This window comes from Streptomyces sp. SPB162 (genome assembly GCF_029504575.1).
In the GTDB taxonomy this organism is placed as follows: domain Bacteria; phylum Actinomycetota; class Actinomycetes; order Streptomycetales; family Streptomycetaceae; genus Actinacidiphila.
The window spans coordinates 3,698,975-3,721,674 of sequence record NZ_JAQFII010000001.1; the positions used below are offsets into that span (position 1 = coordinate 3,698,975).

Consider the following 22,700-nt stretch of genomic DNA (forward strand, 5'->3'; position numbering starts at 1 on the left):
TGTGTCGGCATGAGCTCTGACGGTACGACCATCACATGCACCGTTGGTCACCGCTCAACGATCGCCAACTCGTCCTCCTCACCCGAATCGGGGAGGGTGTCGACCCCGTCACATCAGACACCCCTGAACTTGCCGTCACCGCCAAGGCCCTCAAGGAGCGCGGGCATATCGTCATGCCCAAGGAGGGCGGGAAGTGGCGGGCGGAGATCACCGATGCCGGGCGCTTCTACCTCCAGCACGGGCATCACCCGGACCGGCCTGAGCCGGCACCACGGAAGTCCCGGCCGGCGAACCCCGAGCCTGGGCAGCCGGAATCGGACCGCCCCGAGCCGACGGCCGCCGCTCAGCGGAAGCCCTCTGCGCGGAGCGTCGCCAAAACGCCACGGCCTTCTCCGGTAGCCGTTGGGCCGGCTCTGATCGCGGAGGTGCAGCAGGCCGGGCGCTTCCTGCGTATCCCTGATCCGGACGAGGCGGTGCGGGCCCGATACCGCAGGGCTTTCGACGCGGCACGTCAGTTTGCGCCTGCCGGATACCACCTGAAGTACAGCGGACGGGCCAAGGGGGATTTCTTCCTGGGGCTGCTCCGGGTGACCGGCGAGGACGACACGGAGTGGAATCGGATCCGGCTGGCCCGCAGCCGGGTGATCACCGACTTGGACGACGTCATCGCCGCCGTGACCACGGACCACAGCGCTTTCGAGGTCTCCGACGAGGTGCTTCCCCGAGTGCTGTCCCTGCTTCGCCTCCTCGCCGAGCAGGTACTTCCTCTCCACGGGGAAATGTCGGTCTCAAAGAAGCGCAAGCAGCCCAGGCCACTGCTCACCGTCCACGGCCGGACATACGAGATCGGCTTCAAGGAGCGGCAGAAGCAGGTCCGGTACGTGCCCAAGAAGGGGGACCGCCGCACGTATGACTGGCAGAGGGTCACCCCGGCGCATCGGTTCGAGCCCTCCGGCGAGCTGGAACTGCAGCTCGCCCAACAGCAGGGTTACAACTACGGCTGGAAGAAGGAGTGGGGCGACACCGCCAAGAAGCCGCTTGAGGACCAGGTCGGTTCGGTACTTCGGGCACTGAAGGTCCGTGCCGAGGAACAGGAGCGGGCTCGCCTTGAGCGTGAAGCGGAACAGGAGCGGGCCCGGCTCGGGCGTGAAACGGAACAGCGCCGGCAGCAGGAGGAGCGGGAGCGGCAGGAAGCTGAGCGTCGTCAACTGGAGGCCGAGCAGCGGGAGCGCGCTCAGCGGGAGTGGGAGGCTGCAGTCGGCGTGGCTTCAATCAAGGCAGTGGATGCCAATCGGGCCGAACTGAGGTGCCCCCCGGAGTGTGGACACAGGGGTTCATGCTGCGAGTGAAAGTTTAGCTGTCTTGTGGTGCTGCTGTTCGAACTCCATCGGGGAGAGGTAGTTCAGCGCGCTGTGGCGTCGGCGGGCGTTGTAGTAGGTGAGCCACTGGAAGATCACCAGCCTCACCTGACGGAACGTCGAGAACAGCTTCCGGTGCATCGTTTCTCGCTTCAGTCCCTGCCAGAAACTCTCGGCGAGGGCATTGTCGTAACTCGAGCCGACCCTGCCCATGCTCCTGCGGATGCCGTTCCGGTCGCAGACCTGGGCGAACGCGGCCGAGGTGTACTGCGACCCGCGGTCCGCGTGGAAGATCACTCCGGTGACGTTGCCGCCGCGGGTCGCGACCGCGGCCTGGAGCGCGTTGATGACGAGCTCGGCCCGCATGTGCGGGGCCATCGACCATCCGAGTACCCGGCGGGAGCGGATGTCGATGACGCAAGCGAGGTAGAGCCACGCGGCTCCGACCTGCACGTAGGTGATGTCGCCGCACCACTTCTCGTCCAGTGTGCAGGCGGTGAAGTCCCGCTGGACCAGGTCCGGCACCTGCGGCGCACGGCGGTCCGGGACCGTGGTCCGCCTCTTCTTGCGCAGGTGGCGGCCGATGATGCCGTGCTTGCGCATCAGCCTGGCCACCCGCTTGCGGTTGACCGTGTGGCCGAAGCCGCGCAGTTCGGCATGGACTCGAAGCGCGCCGTAGTTCCCACGGTGATCAGCATGGATCTCGCGGATCTCGGCGACCAGGGCGTCCTCGGCTCCCTGCCGCTCCGACCGCGCCTGGGCACCGGCGATCCACCGGTAGTAGCCCGAGCGGGAGACTTCCAGCACCCGGCATATCCGCTTGACGCCGAACATCCCGGCGTGGGCGGAGACGAAGTCCCAAGCGGTGGTCTTCACTTCATCTCCCGCGCGAAATACGCTGCTGCCCGTCGCAGGATCTCCCGCTCGAGTTGCCATTCCTTCTCCGCCTTGGCCAGCCTGGCGTTCTCCGCCCGCAGCCGGGCCAGCTCGGCCTCGGTGTCCTGCGACGCGCCGGAGGCGACCGGACGGCCGTCGGCGTCACGCACCCAGGTCCGCAGCGTCTCGGGGTTGACGTTCAGATCGGTCGCGACGTCCCTGAACGTCCGCCTGCCGGCCGAAGCCCGCCACAACGCGATCGCGTCGGACCGGAACTCCGCACTGTACTTCGAGGGCCTTGCCACGTAGATCTACACCTTCCAGGATCAACAAGATCCATTGTCAGGTGTGTCCACACCACGGGGGTCACCTCAGAACACTTCGGGACAGCCCTGGAGCAGTGGCGAGCCGCCGGGGAGATCCGGGTCTTCTGTACCGCCCTGGACGCGGCCGCCGCGCAGACCAGCGACCACTTCGAGGCCGAGAGGCTGCGGGAGTGGTCGTCCTGGGGCAAAGCGGAGGCCGACCGGCTCGACCCCACCCTGAACGGGAGGGGCCTCGGCGCCCGCAACTTCCACGCGAAGCCGACCGGAGACGAGTTGCGGCCGTTCCTCGACGGCTGGCACCCGCAACGCCCGGAGAAGGTGAAGCCACCGGCGAAGCCCGCACCACCCAGGGCGGAGCCCGAGCGCGAGCCCGAGCGGTCGCGTGACGGCTTCAACGACGCACGTCAGGACCAAGGCTGGAGATATGGACGCCAAGGTCGCGCTCAATGGTGGAGGCGATGACACCATGCCCCCGGTCGCGGAGCGCCTTCACCGCCCGCTCGCCCACTTCTCCGAGTCGCAGCACCTCAGCGCGGAGGGCGACTAGCTCGTCGTAGCGCTCTGCCTTCTCCTCCCCGCACCATTCCCGGACCGTGCGCAGGGAGGCCGCCTCAGCATCGAGCTTGCGGTCGTCCCGGCGCCGGTGTCCATACCAGGAGGACTGGGCGCGCTCCTCATCCATGGCCTGCTGCAGCCGGTCCACCTCCGGCAGGATCTTCTCGGCCAGGCGCTGGGCGACCTGCCGGGCGATCCGCTCGGTGACCGGCCAGCCGACGGTGCAGAAGCCGTTGCGGTCCTCGTAGACCATGGGATCGTCCCGTAGCTCGCTGGAGTCCATGCCTACGAGCGGCGCGGTCTCGTCGAGGCGGCCAAGCTCCAGCACACCCGCGTCAGCCACCGCTTTGCGCAAACGCACCCGCCCCTTGGGCCGGACGAACCCCAAGATCAACCGGGCCGCCTCGAACTCGGCGCTGCCCCGAACCCATCTCGACACCTCGACCAGGGCCAGCTCGGCCGCGTCATCCACCCGGAACGACTCGACGTCCGTCCAGAGCACAGCCAGAGAATCGAGGCTCACCCACTCCTGCAGTCCGGCCTCATCACCGTCCAGGAACCGCACGTGAACCCGCCCGGCTCTGCCCGAGGCGCCTACCCGGACGATCTCCACCCGGCGCAGGGCGCCGCCAAGCTCCTTCGGTCTCGCCCGATAGGCCCAGTACTCCCCGGTTTCCATGTCCCTATTGAGCCAGGTCGATGGCGCCGCCGGATGCCCATCAACGAGATCTCGTCATTCCGCTACTCGTACGTCTCCTTCCAGCGAGCACGATGTTGACGATCTCCCTGGCCTGAGCCGTTCACTCCGCTCAGAGACGGGAGCGCGGCACCGTTGTTCCAAAGGCCGAGGTGGTCGCGGTGAACAGCGAGGACACCGTTCTGAACGGCGCAGCTTTCGGCCGGGCCGCTGAAGTAGGTGGTGGTCACGAAGATGGCGACATCAGCGCCGAAGTGCACTTGGGAGCCCAGGAGGTTACGGACCTCGCTGTTGGATCTTCCGTTTCGGGCTGTAACGCTTGCACTGGATCACCATGGTCCGGCCGTCGGGGAGTCGTCCGCGGACATCGGCCCCATCGTCATGCGAGCGGCCGACCTGGCGGACTTCCGTGCAGCCATCCCGTCGGCACAGATCAGCCACGAAGTTCTCGAACTCCGGGCCTTCCATCGCGTCGACCTCGGCGAGCGTCCGACGGCCCGCCTCGACTGCATTCTCATGGCGCCATCGCCGGTCGCCGCCCCGAATGCTCCGGTCGGTCTTCCACAGCCACCAGCCACCACCGGCTATCGCGCCGAAGAGCAACCCACCAATGAAGTACGGCCAGACGGCCGACCAGAACAGCATGAGCAGTGCCACGACGCTTATGCCGGCGATTGCTCCCCATTGGAGCCGGGTCTCTTGGCGTTTCCGTGCGGCAGAACGACGTCGCTTCCTTCGAGCTGCCACTCCGCGTCCTCCCCGTGTCTCCCAGAAGCAGTCTGGGCAAGACAACACATGCTGGTAAGAGCGCCCGTTGGCCATGGCTTGTTTCTTGCAGCACGCACTCGAAGCTCCGACGGGCAGCAGGGCAGTCGCGGGGGAGACGGCGCCAGAGCGGCGGGCAGTTGAGGAGCCGCCACATGGGCGAAAGCGCCCAGGAGAGCCATACCCTAACGGCGCTCAACGACGGGCAGAGCATGGCCGCCGAGCGGACATCGGTCAGCCGATCGCTGGTCGGCCGCCACTCCTCTGGGAGCGGAGCTGTTCGTCATGCGCCTGTATACGCCCTGTGTGCGCCCCTCCTGCAGCACGTAACTTGCGACGGTGCGTAACACCGTGCGAGCCATTGGGGGAACAGGTTGAAGCCAGCCGGAGATGTACTGAAGGACCTCACGCAGCCGTCGAACATCTCGGCCCATTCCAGCCTCGCGCTGGTCGGCAGCGTGGATGAGGCCGCCGCCGATGACGATCAGGCACGTGACGAGAAGGAGCTCGACCAACTGCGGCGCAAGCCCGGCCTCCAACCCATACCCGTGAAAGACCTGAAGCAGACGACCCAGTTGAGGCCCTGGGACGTGCTGCACACGCTCGGCCAGGCCATTGCCCTGTCGCGGCGGGGCGCCGGACGCGGCCTGGCCGAGCACTGGGGGTGCCTCAAGTACAGCCAGGCTCTGACCGGCGGTATCGACTCCTTCATGACCCTCTCTGCGGAGGGTCGGGAGACGGCGGACTATTACAAGGCGATCCAGTCTGGGGAGCTCAGTACCGGATTCGCCCTGACCCTGGCCCGGCAGTTACTGAGCCGCCGCTATCCGGACCACTCTGTCTCGATCGTCCCTGCGGACACTGCGCTGCGGGCTGGCTGGGCCTTGACCAGCCGGGACTCAGGGCCTCGATCGGGATACCGCTACCGGCCGCAGTTCTTCGCCGAGATCTGGAAGCCCGGAGAACCGTCACGGGTCATCCCGATCGCCTGCAAGGGCAACCACAGCAACGCCGCCAGCTCATACATCCAGCTTGCGTCCGCCTCCGCGCACGTCGAAGCGGTCCACATCGGGGCGTGGAATGAGACTCCGAGCCTCGTGTTCAGCACGGAACTGCCCACCGACGGAGCGCTCACCGTGCACGCCTTGCAGGCACGGGGAAGCGGTGGCCGACTGAGCGGTTCGGCTCCTGGCACGGGGCTTGACCAGCGAACCGAGGAGGACAACATCTTTCCGGGCATTCAACCGCCCGCCGATGGCGAGACGACCCCGAAGTCCGAGCCCGGTTTCCACGTCCAGCCCGAGCACTTTCCCTGGTTCCGGCAGGTCCTCGCCCGCACTGGCGCAGCCGGACTGACGGCCTTCGCCGGCGACAGCGCCGCTACAGCCCAGTACCTGACCAAACGGCAGGGCCAGCGGCACTTCACCGGCTTCACGCACGCGGCCACCGACAGCACCCAGGACGCGAATCAGACCCTCCTCGACATTCCCTGCGTCGGCACGGACCATGTCTTCCGCCTCAACAGGACACGGGTCGAGGCATTCTCTGGAATGGATAAGCACCTGTTCCGTCATCTCGCAGCGGGCCGGGTGGAGCAGTACCGCACCGAGGTCCATGACCTTCGGAAGACCTGGCCTCTCCTCGCGTGGGATTCGGAGTGGAACGGTCCCGTCTCCGTCCATCATGACGGCTCCGTGCTCGCGATACGTGTGCTGCCCTGACATACGCGTGACAACCGGCCGGCAGGGTGTTGCGCCCTGCTCCGAGGGCGCAACACCCTACGTGCCGCTAATGCACAGCCGCGCGTGCTCGAAGGAGTCCGCCGAGTACGCGGACCGGTGAGCGGGGGCTCATCTCCAGCCGGGCGTCGAGTGCCTCCTCCCACTGCTCGGTGAGGCCGACCAACAGCCGCTTGCGCATGCCCGCTGTGACGTGGGCGTAACGGGCGGAGACCGAGCCGTCGATGTGGCCCATGCGCTCGTCCATGAGCACCTTCTCCGTGCCGATGTCCTCCATGTGGGTCCGGTGGGAGTGGCGGAGACCGTGCGGGGTGAGCCCCCTGGCGATCGGGACCCAGCACGCGTCAGCCCGTGCCGAGGCATTGCGCCCCCGGACCGGGATGCCGGGCCATGGCTCGCCAACCAACGGCACTGGTCGTGCCTCCTGGGGCGCCTTCTTCGGATAACAACCCGAGACGGCCGGGGTGAAGAGCCAGGTGGCGAAGCCGTTCCGGCGCCAGTGCGCGGTGTGCCCGACTACCGCGCCCCCACGTATGAACCCGAGATCCGCGATAGCCGCCTCCACCTTGGTGCGGGTGGCTTGGGTCACGCGATCGGGGTGGTTGAGAACGTTGGACACCGTCCCCGTGGAGACATCGGCGCGCCGGGCGACGTCCACGAGCTTCGCACCGTGGTGTCCACCGGTGCGCGCCGCACCGTGGCCACAGAAGACATACGTCCTGCCGTGGCAGGCGCAGGGGGTCAGCTTGGCGCGGGCGATGTGGTTGGCGACCAGCGCTGACAACCAGGGCGGGGCGTCGATGGTTCGGTAGCTGTCGTCCTTGGGCGGGCAGCGCACCATCTCACCCGTGTCCAGCTCGTACAGCTGCCATTCCACGCGGACCGCGCCGGGGCGGGCGAACTCGGTCTCCAGCCCCACGATCTCGCCCCAGCGCATCCCGGTGTACGCCTTGAGGATCACGGCAACGAACTCGTCGTCGCGGCCGGACAGCAGGGCAGCCCGTTCGGCGATGAGCAGGATGCCGAGCGGATCGGTGACGACCTTCTCGGGGCCCCGGCCACGGGAGCGGCCCGCGCGCTTGCCCCGCCCGCGTCGCCTGGTCGCCGGGTTGGACGTGATCAGCCCTTCGTCGATCGCGTCCTCGAAGATCAGGTGGAACGTGGAGCGCCAGGTCTTGACGCTGGAGGCCGCGTACAGGGCCCTTTCCTTCTTCTCCCACCGGTCGACGTCCGAACGCAGGATGCCGGCGAGCGCATGGTCCTCGAAGTCGGGGAGGAGGTGCTCCTCGATGTGGCGCTTGTAATTCTGCATGGTCGAGGCCGCCAGATCCTGGGCCCCGTACCAGCGGCTCGCGTACTCGCCGAACGTCTCCTGCCCCAGTGCGGGGTCGCGCCAGTCGCCGCGTCGGTACTTGTTCTCGGCCTCGCCCGCCGAGCGTTGGGCCTCACCCTTGGTGGCGAACTTGATCGCCTTGCCATGCTCGTCGACGACGGTGAGGTGCTTGCCGGGAGCGGTCTTGTATCGGGCACGCCAGTAGCTTCCGCGCTTCTCCGCGAAACCCAAGTGCGTTTCCTTCCTCTTCGGTTCGGGGTCCTATGCGGCGGTGTCGAATTCGGATCGGTTGGACCGGCGCGGCGGCCTGGCGCGCAGGCGAGGCGATGGTGCAGCCGGTTCGGGTGCGCCGGACCGTCGGGCAGCCACCGCAGGTGGGGCACCAACTGCCGGCGGCCGTGCAGCAGTGGTCGGTCGCTCCTCGTGGAGGCGGATGATCTCGGCGAGATGGCCGGCGGTGAAGCGGTAAGCACGGCCCACGCGAGCAAAGGGGATCTGGCGACGGCGGGCCCGGTCCTTGACCCACCAGGCAGAGCAGCCGAGCACGGCGGCCACCTCGTCGGGGCGGTAGAGGCGGGACAGCGCAATCTCGGTGCCTGGCTGTTCAGCCACGCTGGATCGCCTCCTTCGCGGTACGGAGGCGAAAGGGCAACAGGGCAGGGGGCATGGCCTCTCGGCGCAAGGAAGTTCCTTCTCTGGCGCGCCGGTGCGACTTATGACGCGCCGGTTGATCACTTGGGTATGGAGCGGGGTGAAGTACGTTGCACCTGCCGGGTGTTGACCCACCCGGGGAGCGCTATGAGGGCTCGTTCCGCCAACTCGTCTCGGCGAGCAGAGCGAGCGGTGAGACGTCGAGGGCGGCTGCGATGGCGACGAGGTCGTCGACGTCGCAGCGGCGCTGTGTGCGTTCGATGCGGGACAACATCGTGATGGTCATGGGGCGGCCGAGCGTGGTCACCCGTTCGACCAGCTGGCGCTGGGCGAATCCGCGCGCTGTGCGGGCACGGGTAATAGCGCGGGCGGTCAGCACGCCGGCCGGACCAATTCCCAGAGGGCATTCAGGCATGGGTCAGTTGTAGCTCTGCATTGCCGGTTTGGGTAACCGGCGATCTGCTGCTATGTTGCGCGTCATTTTTGTCAGATCCGGTCCCCTGACTCCCGCGAGCGAGGCAACATAGCCTGGAATCCGCCGTTGACCAAACACCTCGAACGGCGTTGATGGCGCGGCGTCTGCGACGCCTCTCACGTGGGACTCTGCATCGCCCGACCAAAACGCGCACCCATCAAAGCCCTCCAGAGGGCAATTTACCGATTGCCCCTTTTATGCCGCTTCTAGGTCAGCGGCCAATTCGGGTCTATCGTTTTAGGGAAGCCGTGCACGATGCGTTCGCCGAGAGCTGTTTGCTTTCTCGGCATAATGCTGGACTTGTGCGGAGAGGGTGTGGCTGTCTTGGCCATACGCCCGGAACCCCTGGGGTCGAACACATGAAAGACCCCCGGCGGGCCAACGCCGGGGGTTCAAAGTCCCTTATCAACCGAATTGGGACGATCAAGACGGTGGCGGCCACAAGGCCACCGGGTGAGGAACCGTCTATGCCACAACAAGCTACAGCCCCCGCGGCCGTAGTCGCGTACCCGTCGCCGAACTCCCCTGCTCTGCCTACGAAGGCGGGGCGATAGACATGGCGCGGATACGCACCATTAAGCCGGAAGCCTTCATCTCCGAGTCGCTCGCCGAAGTGAGCGTCCATGCGGAGCGGACCTTTTTCGGCCTGCTCACCCAGGCAGACGACCACGGCCGCTTCCGCGACCAGGCCGCCGTCATCGCCGGCGCTCTGTGGTCCCTGCGCCCCGAGCACGGCCCGCTGGAAGTCGAGGACGACCTCACACAGCTCGACGGTGCCGGTCTGATCTGCCGATACGAAGGCGCCGACGGCAAGGGATACCTGCACATCGTCGCCTGGGCACGCCACCAGAGGATCAACCGGCCCAGTGGCAGCCGCTGCCCGGCCTGCCCCCGCCACCAAGGCGGTCGATCAGCCGAGACTGCCCCGTCAGCTCACGGTGTCCTCCGCGAACAGGCCGGGAGCCCTCACGGAGGAGAGCCTGAGGGCTCCCGAAGACGTAGCGAGTCATCCGTGAACAGGGGAGCTGCAGGTCAGGGCAATTTCAGTGAGCCCTCACCACAACAACAGGAGGGTGCGGTGAGGACTCAGGGTCCGGATCTAGGACCTAGGATCCTGGATCTAGGATCACCTCCGGTGGGGAGCGCAAGCGCCCCCGCGCCCCAGACTGCCTCGGGTTCGGTCTCGGCCAAGAGCCTGGTCGGCGAATACGTCACCTCATGCGAACACCGGCCGCCCGGCGACGTGCTCGGCCACCTGGGCCGTGTGGTCGGCAAACTGCTCGGCGAGGGCCTCGCACCCGACCATATCCGCGCCGGGATGCGACGGATGCGCACCAAGGGCCTGTCCGTGCACCTGCTGCCGAGCCTGGTCAATGAGGCCATGAACGCTCCGCAGGCAGCTGCCGCCCCACACCGGGCGTGGACCAATCCAGCGCCAGCTGACGTCGAGGCGGCCTACGGAGGCCAGCTGTGACCACAGCCACCACCAGCCGCGAACCGCAGCGCATCAGCACCCTGGCCGCCCGCCTTGGCACGATCCTCGCCGACCGCGGCATCGACGCAACCGCCACACCCGCCGAGGCCCCCTCGGAGCGGGTGACCGCGCTAGAACTGGCCGAAGCCCGCATCCCGCCCCGCTACCGCCACGCCCTCGCCGACCACCACCAGGTCGCCGCCTGGGCCGACGAGGTAACCCTCGCCGCGCGGCCCGGCCCGAGCGGTACCCGCGGCATCGCGCTCGGACCATCCCTGCTGATCGCCGGACCTACCGGCACCGGCAAGACGCACCAGGCATACGGCGCGGTGCGGTCGCTACTGACCGCCGGGGTGCGACTGCGGTGGGAGGCAGCCACCACGGCCGACCTGTACGCCCGCCTGCGCCCACGCGCCGGCCACGACGCCGAGCGAGACCTCGCCACTCTCAGCACCTGCCCGCTGCTGATCCTGGACGACCTCGGCGCAGCCAAACAGTCGGAGTGGACCGAGGAGATCACCTACCGGCTGATCAACCGCCGCTACACCGAGCTGCTCCCCACCCTCATCACGACCAACCTGCCGACCGCCGCGCTGCGCGACGCCGTCGGCGACCGCGTCGCCTCCCGTCTCGCCGAGATGACCACGACCGTCGTCCTCACCGGCGCAGACCGCAGACGCCAGCCCGGCGTCTGACCGCACGCCGCCGCCTCGCCTGACCGCTTCCTCACACCGCCCGCCTGCGCCCACGCCTGCCCACCCGGCGCGGCGGGCCTCTGGAGACCCCCTGTATGACGCCATTCCCCCTGCCCGCACTGGGGCGCTGGACCCCGACGTCGCTCGCGTTTACCGCCCTCCTGGCCGCCTGCACGGTGCTCCTGGTCGGCCTGCTGATCTACCGACGCACTACCCGAAACCGCAGCAAGCGACAGCCCGGAACGCCCGCCGTCAGGGTCGCCGCACTGGCCGCGGTCGGCTGTACCGCCTACAGCGCCGACACCAGCTGGCGGTTCGCCGCCGACTACCTGGACATGAACGGAACCATCGAGCGCACCGCGATGTTCGCCGCCGCCGAACTCGCCCTCTTCGCCACGGCGCTGCTCGCGCGGCAGAACCTCCAGGGCCCCAAACAGACCCCCGGCCTGCCCGGCATCCTCACCTGGGTGATCACCGCTGTGCAGGTGATCCCCGCGTACGCCGAGTCGGGCACGGCCGGCGGCACGGTACGGGCCTTCGTAGGACCGGTCATGGCCGCGCTGCTCTGGCATCAGGCCATGGGCATCGAACTGCGCATCCGCACGCCCGAGGCCACCTCTCACAGCGTCCTCGCCCGGGTCGGCCGCGAAGTACGCGAACGCCTGCTCTCCCGCCTTGGTATCGCCCAACGCGATCGAGATGCCGCGCAGATCACCCGCGACCGAGCCACCCGCAGAGCTGTCGCCCTGGCAGCCTGCCTTGCGGAGCGAACCGAGAAGCAGCGCGCCAGCTGGCGAGGCCGGCGCACTGCACGGCGGCTGTCACGGGCTATCGCCCAGGCTTCGGTGGGCATCGACCAGCGCCAACGGGAAGTGCTGCTGCAACAGCTCGCCGTCCGCCGTCACGCGACAGCACTGGCGACGATCGAACTGCCATCGCCCTGGACTGCTTTCACGCCGGACGGGCTCACCACGCGTCATGTCGAACCGACGACGCCCCAACACAGCCCACCAGGTGCCGACTACGCCTCCGAGACCGAGGAAGCCACGGAGCACCTCGGTGCCGACCTTCCCCCCGAGTCTGTGGCTCACCGATACGTGCGGAAACAACTCCCCCTGCACGATTGGGCACCCGCCCCCGCACCCGCCGAGCCGTCCCACGAGGAAGACGTCCCCGCGGCGCAACGCTACGGCCGCCCTCCCGGTGCCGAAATGGACGAGCTGCTCGCCATCGGCCGCGAGGCCGTCGCAGTGCACGGAACGGCCACCCGCGTCGTGCTACGCAACGCCATCCGGAAGGCCGACCTCACCATCTCCGAGGACCGGCTCACCGAACTCAAGGCGCTCCTAGCCGCAGAGCAGGGCGCCCAGACCAGCCTCCCAACGGCCTGACCGGATATCCGGTCAGCCACAAACGACGGCACGGGGATCCGCGGACCATCGACTCCGCCTGACCGCAGCCCCACGTTCACGCCGCCATGCCCGGCGCAGCACTCCCCCGCGATCACCCTCTCGCACCAGCAGGACGCGGGGTTACTGCCCAAGCGCCGGCCTGATCCGCTCATTCCCCCCTCCCATCAGGAGCCTTCCATGCAGGATCCGTGCACCACCAGCCCGGACCACCACCAGAACGAGACACGACCCACCCCAGCCTCAGACGGAGCAAGATGGAGGTTCGGACACTCCCCCGCCGGGGGAGCGTCCGAACCCGACCCCGCCCCAGGGGTAGCGGGGCCCGACCAGCGCCAGGGGGCGCCGGACGGGAAGGCTGCGACCGAGGGCGGATCGCAGCCAAGCGCGGCCGGGCGCAAGCGCCGGGCCAGGGGGAAATCACGACCGCGTGACAAGAAGCAGCGTCCCGCCCAGAGCGTCCGCCTCAGCGAACGCGAACACGCCCTCATTCAGGCCGGCGCTGACGCCGTCGGCATGAGCATCGCCGGTTTCCTCGCGCACTCCGCCTTGGCCGCCGCCCGCGACCAGACCCGCACCGCCGCCACCATCGCAGCCGACCACGATGTCCTCACCGAACTGTTCGCCACCGGCCGCAAACTCGGCTGGGCCGGCAGCAACCTCAACCAGATGACCAAGACCCTCAACTCCGGCGGCGACGCCACCCACGTCGAGGAGACCCTCGCTGACGTCCGCCATGCGGCCACCGCCACCAAGGCTGCCGTCGAGCGGATCATCTCCCGCGCGAAAGGCGAGGCCGCTTGATCCCTCGCATCCACAAGCAAGGCAGCAACACCCGGGGCCTGCTCAACTACCTCTACGGCAAGGGCACCCGGGAGGAGCACGTCGACCCGCACCTGGTCGCCTCCTACGACGGCATGGCACCCGATCCCGGTCGGGATCCCTCCGCAACGAATGAAGACCTCCAGCGGGTCCTCGACCAGCCCCTGCACCTGCTCGGAGAAGACCAGCGGCCCGAGCAGCACGTGTGGCACTGCTCCGTGCGAGCCGCAGGCACCGACCGCATCCTCCGCGACGAGGAGTGGGCCGACATCGCCCGCCGCATCGTGGCCGCCACCGGCATCGACCCCGGCAGCGCAGACAGCGCCGGGTGCCGATGGGCCGCTGTTCGCCATGCCGACGACCACATCCACATCATCGCCACCCTCGTACGCGAGGACGGCCGCCGCCCCGACCACCACCGCTCCGGCCAACGCGCACAAGCCGCAGCCCGCCTCATCGAAGCCGACTACGGCCTGCACCGCGTCACGCCCGGCGACGGCACCGCAGCCAAACGCCCCACCAGCGCCGAACGCCACAAAGCCGAACGTGCTGGGCGGGAGCACACTGTGCGGGAGGAGCTGCGCGAGACCGTGCGCGGCGCAGCAGCCGGCGCGGCCTCCACGGATGAGTTCTTCGACCGGCTGGCCGCCGGCGGTGTCCTGATCCGCAAGCGGATCGCACCGTCGGGTGACCTCCTCGGCTACAAGGTCGCACTGCCCGGTGACCACAACAAGGACAACGAGCCGGTCTTCTACGCCGGCTCCACCCTCGCCCCCGACCTGTCCCTGCCCCGCATCCGAGAACGCTGGACCCAGCAGGCGCAGGCTGTCCCCGAAGGCGGCTCCGAGACCGCGCAGCCCGCCCTGCCGTCCGTAACCCATCCCGCGTTCGCCCGACGTCGCGCCACCGCTGCCACCTGGCGCGCCCTGCTGATCATTGATCACGGTGACGACGGGATAGCAGCAGCGCAGATCGCCGCCACAGGGGAGATCCTGGACGCGCTCGCCCAGAGCTCTGCCGCCCAAACCCGCACCGAACTCCAGCACGCAGCCTCCGCGTTCGAACGGGCCGCCCGCTCCCACGTCCGTGCCATACGCGGGCACGACCGCGCCCTTCGCCAGGCCGCCCACGATCTGGTCCACAGCGGCCCCGCCCTCGGTCACGGCGAGGACGGCGCCACCACCGCCATGGTCATCGACATGGCCGTCTTCCTCGCCATCACCGTGGCGAACTGGCACGCCAAAAGGCACCACCATCAGCAGGCCGCCGCGGCCCAGCAAACCGCCGAACACCTGCGTGCCGCCTACCAGGCTGCCGCGGCCCACCCCATGGCCACCCTCCGCCGGCGAGGCCAGCGTCAGGCACCACGTGTCCGGCAACGGCAAGCCGACCTCCTGCACCAAGCTCTGCCAGAGCTCGCCGAACGCATCCAGGCCGAGCCCGGCTGGCCCGCTCTGGCCGCCACCCTCGCCGACGCCCAACAAGCGGGACACGACCCGGCGTCCCTGCTCGCCGACGCCACCCAACGACGCGAGCTCGGCACCGCTACCTCCATCAGCGACGTCCTCGTCTGGCGCCTGCGCGCCACCGCTCACCTGCCCGCCGCACCCGAAAACCCGCAGCCCACACCCACCCGAGGCAGCCGGCGCACCCCGGCCGCAGCACCCGCCGCATCACCGGTCGCCAGGGCGTCGAGCCACTCCAGCCGTCGGCACTGACCCCGGGGAGGCGGGCGCAACATAGCAGACGATCGCCGGTTAGCCCAACCGGCGATTCTCCAGACGATTGATGTACCCCAACCAACCGATCCCACAAGGAGCCGCACACCCCTATGACCGAACTAGAAGTAAACCCCTCCGTCGTCGCCCTTCTCTGCGACTCGGACTTCACGTACCGAAAGGACACCCGTACCTGGTCCCACAGCGACGGGCGACCGTTCAGCAACGAGGAACAGACCACCGCCTTCCACGCAAACCGCGAAGAATTCTTCGAGTTCCATGCGCAGTTCGAGCGCTACATGGAGTACAAGCGGGGAGTGTACGACGCCCCAGAAGTCATGAACCGGTTCCTCGCTCCGTTCATGAACCAGCTCGCTAAGAAGACCTTGGGCAACGCCGTCGAGCTTATGAGCCAGGACGAACGGGTCGAGTTCGATCGCTTGCTCGCCCTCCAGATGGAACCGGTGCGTCCCTTCACCCCCTACACCTTTTAGTGAAGGGCCACGTCACATATTGGCCCAACGAGGGGGTGACCGGGGCCGGAGAGGTTCCCGGTCCCGGCGATCGTGGCCAGGGAAGATCAAATAAGCGCCATCTCCCAGCGGTGCCATCTGGCAGCTCCGGTCTGTAGCGGACTTTTGATTGCCGGAGCGGGAGCGTGCCAGTACTGGATGCTGTATCCAGCCTGATCAGTACGAAGCCGGGCCTCCCATAGGGGAGGCCCGGCTTCCTGGCGTGGGGCACGGTGGTCCCAGGCGGGCGGTTTATGGGCTCGTCGCCCATTTTTAGGGCCCATCAGCAGCCGCCGTCCAAGGTTGGCGGTCAGAGCAGTTGCGGTGAACTGTTCACTGCGTTTTGCTTCTGGTATGGCGCAGTCCCTACGTACCCAGGCCCTGGAGCATCAGCGCTTGTTCAGAGACATGAGCGTTGAAGAGTTGGCCGCAGCTGTGGGAGTCACTCCGCGTGCCGTACGTCACTGGGAGGCAGGAACACGGGCCGTCGGGGACCGGGCTTTCGGTCGGCTCCTGAAAGTCCTGCAGTGCGATGCGCAGGTCTTGACAGGCCGCGACCCCGGTACTGAGAGCCTGTCCGACTTGCGCCGCGACGCGGGCATGAGCACCGAAGAGGTCGCCGCAGTTCTACGAAGCAAGCGGGGTGCACGGGGCCTGCATATCGACGCAGAGAAGATCCGCGATCTGGAACGTGGCAGGCGTGTGCGCGGCTGGGCATGGGGGTCCCCGGAGACCCTTGGGCGGGTGGCGCGCATGCTCGCCCAGGTCTATCGGATTCCCGACCGGGTGGTGATGGATGCCTGGCGCCGCAGCCGTACGGAAGATCCGCTTCCGCTGCTTCCTGTCCGACGCGCCCGTCAGCCGTCTGGCAAATCGCTGGACGCCTGGAGTTCTCTCAACGACCGGCAGCGAACTTATCTGACCTGCATTTTTCAACAGGACCAGGAAACGGAGGAAGAACAGCGCCACGCCCGCCATCTGGGTGCGGAGCGACGGCCGGCAAACGAATGGCGGCGCATGACGTTGGCGCTTTCTGCCTCCTCCGATGCAGTCGGTTACACCCGCATCCAGGAGCGGCTACGCGATGCTGGGGTGCACGATCCCGGTGCCGGGTCTTCCGTGGCAGCTTTGGAGCGGCGCGGTCTGATCTTTGTGTACCGAGACCGCGTCTATGTCGACGGGCTCGGGGACTTGCCTCGTACCCGGGTGGAGATGACCCGTCCCGGGCGAGCGGTGGTCCGCACGGCGCTTGGTGTTCCCCGCGAGATGGGACCGCCCGCGCCCTTGTTGTCGTTGTGGCTCTGGAAGATCGTGGTCCGTGTCGCGGGCGCTGGTACGCAGGGGGTAGACGGCAGTCTCGCCGGGCGTGGGCCGCATTACCTGGCGGTGGGGCAAAGCCCTGACGGACGGAGCCCAAGCCGGGGCTTCATTGTGTTGCGGCATCCCGACGGAGTGACTCACGGGCCGTACCGGTGGTTCCTTACGGATTCGGGGCAGCGCCACATCGCCGATCATCTTGACGCCTACCGGAGCCTGTATCCCGGAATCGGTACCGAGGGCGTCGGCGAGAGTTCTGGCTAAGCGTTCTCGGGGCCATTGATGCTGAACGGAAAATCCACGCTCCCGTGGGCAGGTGGTAGCGCCGTGCGGCGGAGCCGGACGGTCTCTCTGCGGACTGGGTGGGGTCAGGCTAAGGCCGTGGGGGCGAGCGTGACCTGGTGGCCGAGGGCCTGGAGTTGGCGGACGAGGTCGCGGGTCTTGCGGGCGGGGTTGAGATGGCGTTGGTGCCAGTCGGTGCCGAGCTCCTGGTATCGGGCGTCGGGGTCGTTGATCAGGTGCCAGGCGATGACGAGTATCGAGCGGGCGACGGCGACCAGGGCCTTGGCGTGGCCTCGGCGTTTGACGATGCGCCGGTAGCGGGCGCCGAGGAAGGTGTTGGTGCGGGCGGCGGCGTTGGCGGCCTCGCCGAGGGCGCCCTTGAGCCATGGGTTGCCCTTGCCGGCCGGGCCGGCGGTGTTCTTTGCTCCGGACTGGATCGTGCGGGGACACAGCTTCGCCCACGAGACCAGGTGTTCTGGGGTGGGGAAGCGGCTCATGTCCAGGCCGATCTCTGCGAGGATGATCTGGGCTGTGGCCGGCCCGATGCCGGGGACCGCGTCCAGATGCTCGGCCAGTTCCTGCGCGGTCGCATCGCCGCGGGCAGGACTGCCGGTGTCGTCGGTGTGGGGCGGTGCGGTTCCCGGGCCGTCGTGCGAGGCCGTGGTCTGTTCCATGAGGTCGGCGATCAGCCGGTCGAGCTCCCTGACCTGCGTGGTGAGGTGGTCGACGGTGCCCAGAAGCACGCCCAGCAGTCGGCCATGGTGGTCCTCGAACTGCCCGGTGAGCGCTTCGGCCAGGGCCGGCTTCTTCTTCACCAGGCTCCCTTTGGCGAGATCCGCCAGGGCTCTGGGGTTGCGTTCGCCGGCGGCCAGGGCATCGAGCATGGCCCGCCCGGACAGGCCGAACAGGTCCGAGACGACGTCGGACAGTTTGATCTGCGCGTCCTGCAGGGCCTTGTCCACGCGGTGCTTGTGTCGGGTGCGTTCCTGGATGAACACCGTGCGAGTGCGAGTGAGGTCCCGTAGTTGCCGGACCGGCTTGGGCGGGACGAACGAGGGTCGGACCATGCCGCGTTCGGCGAGCTTGGCCAGCCAGACCGCGTCCAACTTGTCGGTCTTGGGGCGGCCGGGGACGTTCTTCACATCGCGCGCGTTGACGAGCCAGCAGTCCAGCCCGCGGGACTCCAGCAGGTAGAAGAATGGGCGCCAGTACGAGCCCGTCGCTTCCATGACGACCCGCTCGACGCCCTGGCAGACCAGCCGGTCGCCGAGCTCGAGGATCGAGTTGGTGGTCGAGGCGACGTTCCAGACCTGCTGGATGCGCCGGCCCTCGATGGTGTCGTGCGGGACGCGCAGGCAAACCATCCCGGATGCCTTGGCGATGTCGATCGCCGCGACCCGTGCGACCGTTCCGTCGTCGTGGTCTTCTCTCAACTCCTCCATGACATGCTCCCTGTTGCGATGGTGCGGGCAGGGGCTGCCCGGGGAGCCAGAGGGGAACGGAAAAGCTGATCGGCGTGCTCAAAGCGACAGTGTGCGGCCCCTCGGACGGCTCCCTCACCAGACTCCTATGCGGGCTCACAGCCCAAACATCAAGCGGCGTCGGCGGACAGCCCCTGTACCGATTTTCACGCCCGCGGGGCGTCACCGCAGGTGAACGGTCGACTCCTATCAGGTCATGTTCCGCCCGGCCGGAGCCATGAGAACGGGTCCCGGCAACCGGACAGAACAACAGGAGGACAGCCCAGCAGAGCGTCAGTCAGTGCCCGAGCCACGACCACCGGAACCCGCTACGAGTATCAATGTCAGTGCCCTGCAGTAGGGTCCGCGCCCGTGAAGCAAGCTGAGGACACAACAGACATTCAGCAGACTCACTCGTTGCTGGAGATCGTCAAGGCGTTCGCCGTGTGTGAGCACGCGATGGCCAACGAGGAACTGGACGGGCCCAGACGGCTCGACCGTCTCATGGAGGCCCACGGCATCCTGATGGCTGCCTGCGGTCCGGGGCACCTGATCCGGTTCGAGGAACTGATGGGCAGGCTTACCGGCGACCGGGCCGGCTCCCTGGAGGGGCTGCTGCCCGACTGGATCGACGGCAAGGCCCTCGCGGGCGTACGCCTCATGGACAGTGAGGGCGTGGCCACCGAGGAGGGGTTCGACTTCCGGCACGAAGCCCAGCGCGTCATGCGGGCCGCCCAGAAGGTAGGCAAGTTCGCCGGACAGGTGACGAAGCCGAAGCTGGACGACGAGTACAGCCAAGAAGCCGTCTTCAGCTCGATCAAGGGCCCCTTCTACGAGAGGCACCGCACCACACTGGTGGAGAGCCCGACGGCACCGACCGGCAACCTCGCGCAACTCAACCTGCCGTCCCGGTCGAACGACTTCTACAAGCCGATCCCCCAGCACGCGCAACACAACGGCTGGTGGTGGCCCTGCCCCGCCTGCAAGTGGCCCATGAAGGTAGCGGCTTCCCGCACCGGCGGACGCACCCGAGGAAGGGTGCGGTGCCTGTACCCCTGGCACGAGGAGACGGGAGCGTCGTACGAGTTCGTCGTGACCGCTCGGAAGAAGACAGCGCCAGTGCTGAGCCCGACGTTTGAATGCCGGATTCCGTCAGGACGGTTCGCGCGCCTATGGACCGGGGCCGTGCCGCAGGTGCCGGAAGCGCAGCCAACTGCGGACTACCTCGCACTGGTGCGGCCCGTGTGGCGCTACACGGTTATCCCGGGCCTCCCCGAGCTCGCCCTGCACCGAGCCGCCGCGGCAGCCTTGGAGGGAACGGCCTGGTCGTCGCACCTGTGGCCCAACGGGGATCAGTGTGACCTGTGGATCACCGGCGAAGGTAGCGAAAAGCCACGGTTTCCTGCCGACTTCAAGGACTACACCTGGCCGAATTACCTGGTCAGCAAGCTGCACATGGACGGCGGCGATCAGGGTGGCGCGGAGTACCTGGTGGTCCCCGACCACCGCCAGGAACAGGTGGACCAACTCCACGCAGTATGCCGCACCTACAAAATGAAGGCAGCGATGACCGCAACGGACTACCTGGAGATGATCATCAGGCAGACCAAGGAGGATCGGTCGTGAGCGGGGAGATGACCGGGCAGGAAGCCGGCCTGGCAGGAGCACTCGCGCTGGCCGCGCACTACTTTCCCCGCAAGGACGACGAGGGGCACGTCCTGGCCGGTTTCGAAGAGGCCACGTTCTTCGCCTACCGCAAGCCGCGGGCATGGTCGGGATGGGCAAGCCTGCCCGTGGCCGAGCGGAACCTGATCCGCCAAGTGATGATCTTGATGGCTCAAGAATGGACGGACGCGAAGAAACTCAGGGCCGCGATCCTCACGCTGCTCGGCACCCTGGCTCCCGATCCCGACCTTGCAGACAGGTCAGGCGGTTCGCTTCGACTACCGGTCGGAGATCCGCATCTGGCGGACGCGGTGATTCCCCGTATGGGAGGGGACTTCCTCGCCTACGCGCAGCGTGTCACCGGCCCGTTCTTCACCTTCGGCAAGCGTCCAAAGGCGCAGGCGTTCGCCGGCCCGGGAACACTTAAGACGCGGACGGCCTACCTGGGCAAGGAACATGGAACGACCAGCAGGGAAATCTATATCCAGGAGACTCCCGGCTTCTTCGAAGCACCGGGCCATGAGGTTCTGCCGCAAGTGCACACCCGTCCGCAGCGCGACGAGGTCACGCCGACGGTCAAGCAACTTTTGGTCGTCGCCAAGATCCTCAGCGGGCAGGACAAGAGCGTCGCCTACCTCTATCGCGTACTCAAGCGCTTCTTCGAGAGCATGAAGACCGCCGACGGCGCCCTGACAGAACTCAACCTGACGAGCGGAGACCTACAGGTCCTCAACGCCCCCACCGGGAGCGGCAAGACGGTCCTGGTGCGGGTCCTGGCATCCTGGGCGGCGATGAACGACCGGCGAATTGCACTCGCCGTCACCGATGTCCGCGCGACCTTGGACATGGCCTGGGACATCAATAACGACCTGGCCTACCTGCACCGGAAAGAGCATCTTCCCGAGCCCGCTCACTGCACTCCGCTGCTGTCTCCGTCGAGCATGCACCGCCGGGCCATGGACTACGCAGCCCTTGGCTCCTCCACGCAGATCGACGAGTGGGACCGGCGTGCCAGGACCGACATCGGGCTTCTGTCGACCGGATGCGCGCAGCGGGCATTGATGGACCCGCCAACCCTGTATCCGTACGGTGAGGAGAACTGCACCTCGCTGACTTCCGCAGCCACGGGGTCCACACGGCTCACCTGCTCCTTCGCCCCGGTGTGCGGTAAGTTCCAGCAGTTCTACCAGGCCGCCGACGCGGCCATCATTGTCACCAACCACGCCAACCTGCTGGAAGGTCAGACACGCATCGGCGTCGTCCTGGACGGGCAGGAGTTCCGTGGTAAGGCACGCGGGACTAGGGGCATCAGCGTCCTGGAGATGACGCTGCGAGCCTGTGATGCGCTCGTGATCGATGAGATCGACGCTTTCCAGACGACCGCCATCAGCAGCTGCACGTCGGAAATCACTCTGGCCTCACGGAAGCGGGTGACCGCGCTGCGGGAGATCGACTCCGATGCCAAGAATCTTCCCGTCGTTCATGAGATGGGGCTCGTAGCGCCGGTCAGCCACGCCCGGCTCATGGCCGAGATGCTGCTGCTGTGGCTGTGCTCCGGAAGCGGGCTGAAGCTGAACCCGGGAAACGAGGCGGACAGCCCCGACGGCGCGAGCCGCGACAACACCGGCTGGCGCCTGGCCCGTTCAAGGGACCGCGAAATCCTGCAGCTCCTGTTCCCCGACCAGACCGCGGGCGAGCAAGTTTCACCTGAGCTGTTCGCCTTCCTCGACGAGATCATGCCCGCCCCCTGGTACGACTCCGAACCCGATGAAGCAATCGACCTTCCCGAAGGAGCCGACTGGGACGCCGTCGAAACAGCCCTGACCACCCTCACCGCACAGCGCGGTCAAGACCATCTCACCGATACCCGCGACGCGATGCGCACCCTCCTACGCGATCTCGTGCCCGACGCGCATCGGCAAGCCGCCGTGGTAAACCTGTTGGTCACCCGCACCGTGCTCCGAGAGCTCGATGGTGCGCTGGACGAGCTGCGCATGCAGGCGCAGACCCTGCGATACCTCGACCTGGGATCGGTTCGCAAGATCCTCGAAACCATGCGGAACAAGACGGTCGCCACCCTCTATCCCCTGGCCATGCTGGGCCGCTCCATCCACGGCTACCAGGTGAAAGGAATGGACAACAAGGAGAAGGAAGCGGAGCTCCTGTCCCGCTCCTTCGGCGGCGACCCCCATACCTTCGTCAGCGAACTCGGTGGCCTCACCGCTCTGCTGACCGCCGGCGTACAGCGCCCGGTCATGGGTCTGTCCGCCACCGCATACCTGCCCCAAGCCGTAAAAGAACACATCCATGCCCCGGTCCGCTGGTGGCTTCCCGATACTCGCCCCGAGTCCATCGTCACCGTCGCCACCCCAGTGCGGGGAAACAACGGGGACGCCATGAGAGTCGGAGGGCTCCCGCAGGAGCTGAAACCCAAGGCACTCCGCGATCTTGGCAGGGGTCTGTACGAGCAGCAGCTCGCCAAGCGCCTGGCTCACCTGAAGGAGCGGGAACCGGAACGGGCCCCCGCGTCATCCTCGCCGTCAACTCGTACGAGCAAGCGGCGCACCTAGC

At 67.5% G+C, this 22,700-nt stretch carries 17 protein-coding genes and 2 pseudogenes; 12 read left to right on the top strand and 7 right to left on the bottom strand.

Annotated elements, in window-relative coordinates:
• Nucleotides 1-35 precede the first annotated feature (35 nt).
• Nucleotides 36-1,349 carry a PE-PGRS family protein gene (locus M2266_RS16850; protein ID WP_277438926.1) on the top strand — a complete coding sequence of 438 codons (1,314 nt, stop codon included), beginning with the start codon at nucleotides 36-38 and terminating at the stop codon, nucleotides 1,347-1,349.
• On the opposite strand, the gene M2266_RS16855 is transcribed toward M2266_RS16850, so the two are convergent.
• From M2266_RS16855 to M2266_RS32360, 3 genes and pseudogenes are all read right to left on the bottom strand, one after another.
• A protein-coding gene (locus tag M2266_RS16855) for an IS3 family transposase (protein ID WP_277438927.1) occupies nucleotides 1,335-2,539 on the bottom strand; the annotation gives its coding sequence in 2 pieces (ribosomal slippage) (nucleotides 1,335-2,299 and nucleotides 2,299-2,539; 1,206 coding nt in all). The two genes, M2266_RS16850 and M2266_RS16855, sit on opposite strands and share 15 nt — an antisense overlap.
• Nucleotides 2,540-2,951: 412 nt before the next feature.
• Nucleotides 2,952-3,794 (bottom strand): PE-PGRS family protein, encoded by an 843-nt coding sequence (locus tag M2266_RS16860; protein ID WP_277438928.1) that lies wholly within the window; start codon nucleotides 3,792-3,794, stop codon nucleotides 2,952-2,954.
• A gap of 62 nt (nucleotides 3,795-3,856) precedes the next feature.
• Nucleotides 3,857-4,634: pseudogene (locus M2266_RS32360) on the bottom strand (restriction endonuclease).
• 317 nt (nucleotides 4,635-4,951) lie between these two features.
• On the opposite strand from M2266_RS32360, the gene M2266_RS16870 reads away from it, so the two are divergent.
• Nucleotides 4,952-6,298, top strand: coding sequence for a hypothetical protein (locus M2266_RS16870; RefSeq protein ID WP_277438929.1), 1,347 nt, complete (start codon nucleotides 4,952-4,954; stop codon nucleotides 6,296-6,298).
• 67 nt (nucleotides 6,299-6,365) lie between these two features.
• Here the strand turns inward: M2266_RS16870 and M2266_RS16875 are convergent, their stop codons facing one another.
• From M2266_RS16875 to M2266_RS16885, 3 genes are all read right to left on the bottom strand, one after another.
• Nucleotides 6,366-7,880 (bottom strand): LacI family DNA-binding transcriptional regulator, encoded by a 1,515-nt coding sequence (locus M2266_RS16875; RefSeq protein WP_277438930.1) that lies wholly within the window; start codon nucleotides 7,878-7,880, stop codon nucleotides 6,366-6,368.
• A 30-nt stretch (nucleotides 7,881-7,910) separates the two neighbouring features.
• Nucleotides 7,911-8,261, bottom strand: a complete 351-nt coding sequence (locus M2266_RS16880) for a helix-turn-helix domain-containing protein (RefSeq protein WP_277438931.1) — start codon at nucleotides 8,259-8,261, stop codon at nucleotides 7,911-7,913.
• Nucleotides 8,262-8,445: 184 nt separating this feature from the next.
• Nucleotides 8,446-8,715, bottom strand: coding sequence for a helix-turn-helix transcriptional regulator (locus tag M2266_RS16885; RefSeq protein WP_164607290.1), 270 nt, complete (start codon nucleotides 8,713-8,715; stop codon nucleotides 8,446-8,448).
• A gap of 616 nt (nucleotides 8,716-9,331) precedes the next feature.
• On the opposite strand from M2266_RS16885, the gene M2266_RS16890 reads away from it, so the two are divergent.
• From M2266_RS16890 to M2266_RS16925, 8 genes and pseudogenes are all read left to right on the top strand, one after another.
• Nucleotides 9,332-10,249 (top strand): hypothetical protein, encoded by a 918-nt coding sequence (locus M2266_RS16890; RefSeq protein ID WP_277438932.1) that lies wholly within the window; start codon nucleotides 9,332-9,334, stop codon nucleotides 10,247-10,249.
• Nucleotides 10,246-10,944, top strand: coding sequence for an ATP-binding protein (locus tag M2266_RS16895; RefSeq protein ID WP_277438933.1), 699 nt, complete (start codon nucleotides 10,246-10,248; stop codon nucleotides 10,942-10,944). Before M2266_RS16890 ends, M2266_RS16895 begins: the two co-directional genes overlap by 4 nt.
• Before the next feature lie 95 nt (nucleotides 10,945-11,039).
• Complete coding sequence (locus M2266_RS16900; protein WP_277438934.1) at nucleotides 11,040-12,335, top strand: hypothetical protein; 1,296 nt, start codon at nucleotides 11,040-11,042, stop codon at nucleotides 12,333-12,335.
• 534 nt (nucleotides 12,336-12,869) lie between these two features.
• Nucleotides 12,870-13,157 (top strand): mobilization protein, encoded by a 288-nt coding sequence (locus tag M2266_RS16905; protein WP_277438935.1) that lies wholly within the window; start codon nucleotides 12,870-12,872, stop codon nucleotides 13,155-13,157.
• Entirely contained in the window at nucleotides 13,154-14,893 is a 1,740-nt protein-coding gene (locus tag M2266_RS16910; RefSeq protein WP_277438936.1) for a relaxase/mobilization nuclease domain-containing protein, read from the top strand. The genes M2266_RS16905 and M2266_RS16910 overlap by 4 nt, the downstream gene beginning before the upstream one ends.
• 113 nt (nucleotides 14,894-15,006) lie before the next feature.
• Nucleotides 15,007-15,387, top strand: coding sequence for a hypothetical protein (locus M2266_RS16915; RefSeq protein WP_277438937.1), 381 nt, complete (start codon nucleotides 15,007-15,009; stop codon nucleotides 15,385-15,387).
• Nucleotides 15,388-15,813: 426 nt separating this feature from the next.
• Nucleotides 15,814-15,933, top strand: a pseudogene (locus M2266_RS16920) (helix-turn-helix transcriptional regulator); the annotation flags it as partial.
• A gap of 72 nt (nucleotides 15,934-16,005) precedes the next feature.
• A complete protein-coding gene (locus M2266_RS16925) occupies nucleotides 16,006-16,986 on the top strand; it encodes an XRE family transcriptional regulator (protein WP_277441430.1) in 981 nt (326 codons plus the stop codon).
• Between the two features lie 104 nt (nucleotides 16,987-17,090).
• Here the strand turns inward: M2266_RS16925 and M2266_RS16930 are convergent, their stop codons facing one another.
• The gene (locus M2266_RS16930; protein ID WP_277438938.1) at nucleotides 17,091-18,446 is read right to left on the bottom strand and encodes an IS110 family transposase; all 1,356 of its coding nucleotides are present in this window, start codon (nucleotides 18,444-18,446) and stop codon (nucleotides 17,091-17,093) included.
• A 435-nt stretch (nucleotides 18,447-18,881) separates the two neighbouring features.
• Between M2266_RS16930 and M2266_RS16935 the strand changes: the two genes are divergently transcribed.
• Nucleotides 18,882-20,090 carry a hypothetical protein gene (locus M2266_RS16935; RefSeq protein WP_277438939.1) on the top strand — a complete coding sequence of 403 codons (1,209 nt, stop codon included), beginning with the start codon at nucleotides 18,882-18,884 and terminating at the stop codon, nucleotides 20,088-20,090.
• A complete protein-coding gene (locus M2266_RS16940) occupies nucleotides 20,087-22,699 on the top strand; it encodes a hypothetical protein (RefSeq protein WP_277438940.1) in 2,613 nt (870 codons plus the stop codon). Before M2266_RS16935 ends, M2266_RS16940 begins: the two co-directional genes overlap by 4 nt.
• Nucleotide 22,700: the final 1 nt, after the last annotated feature.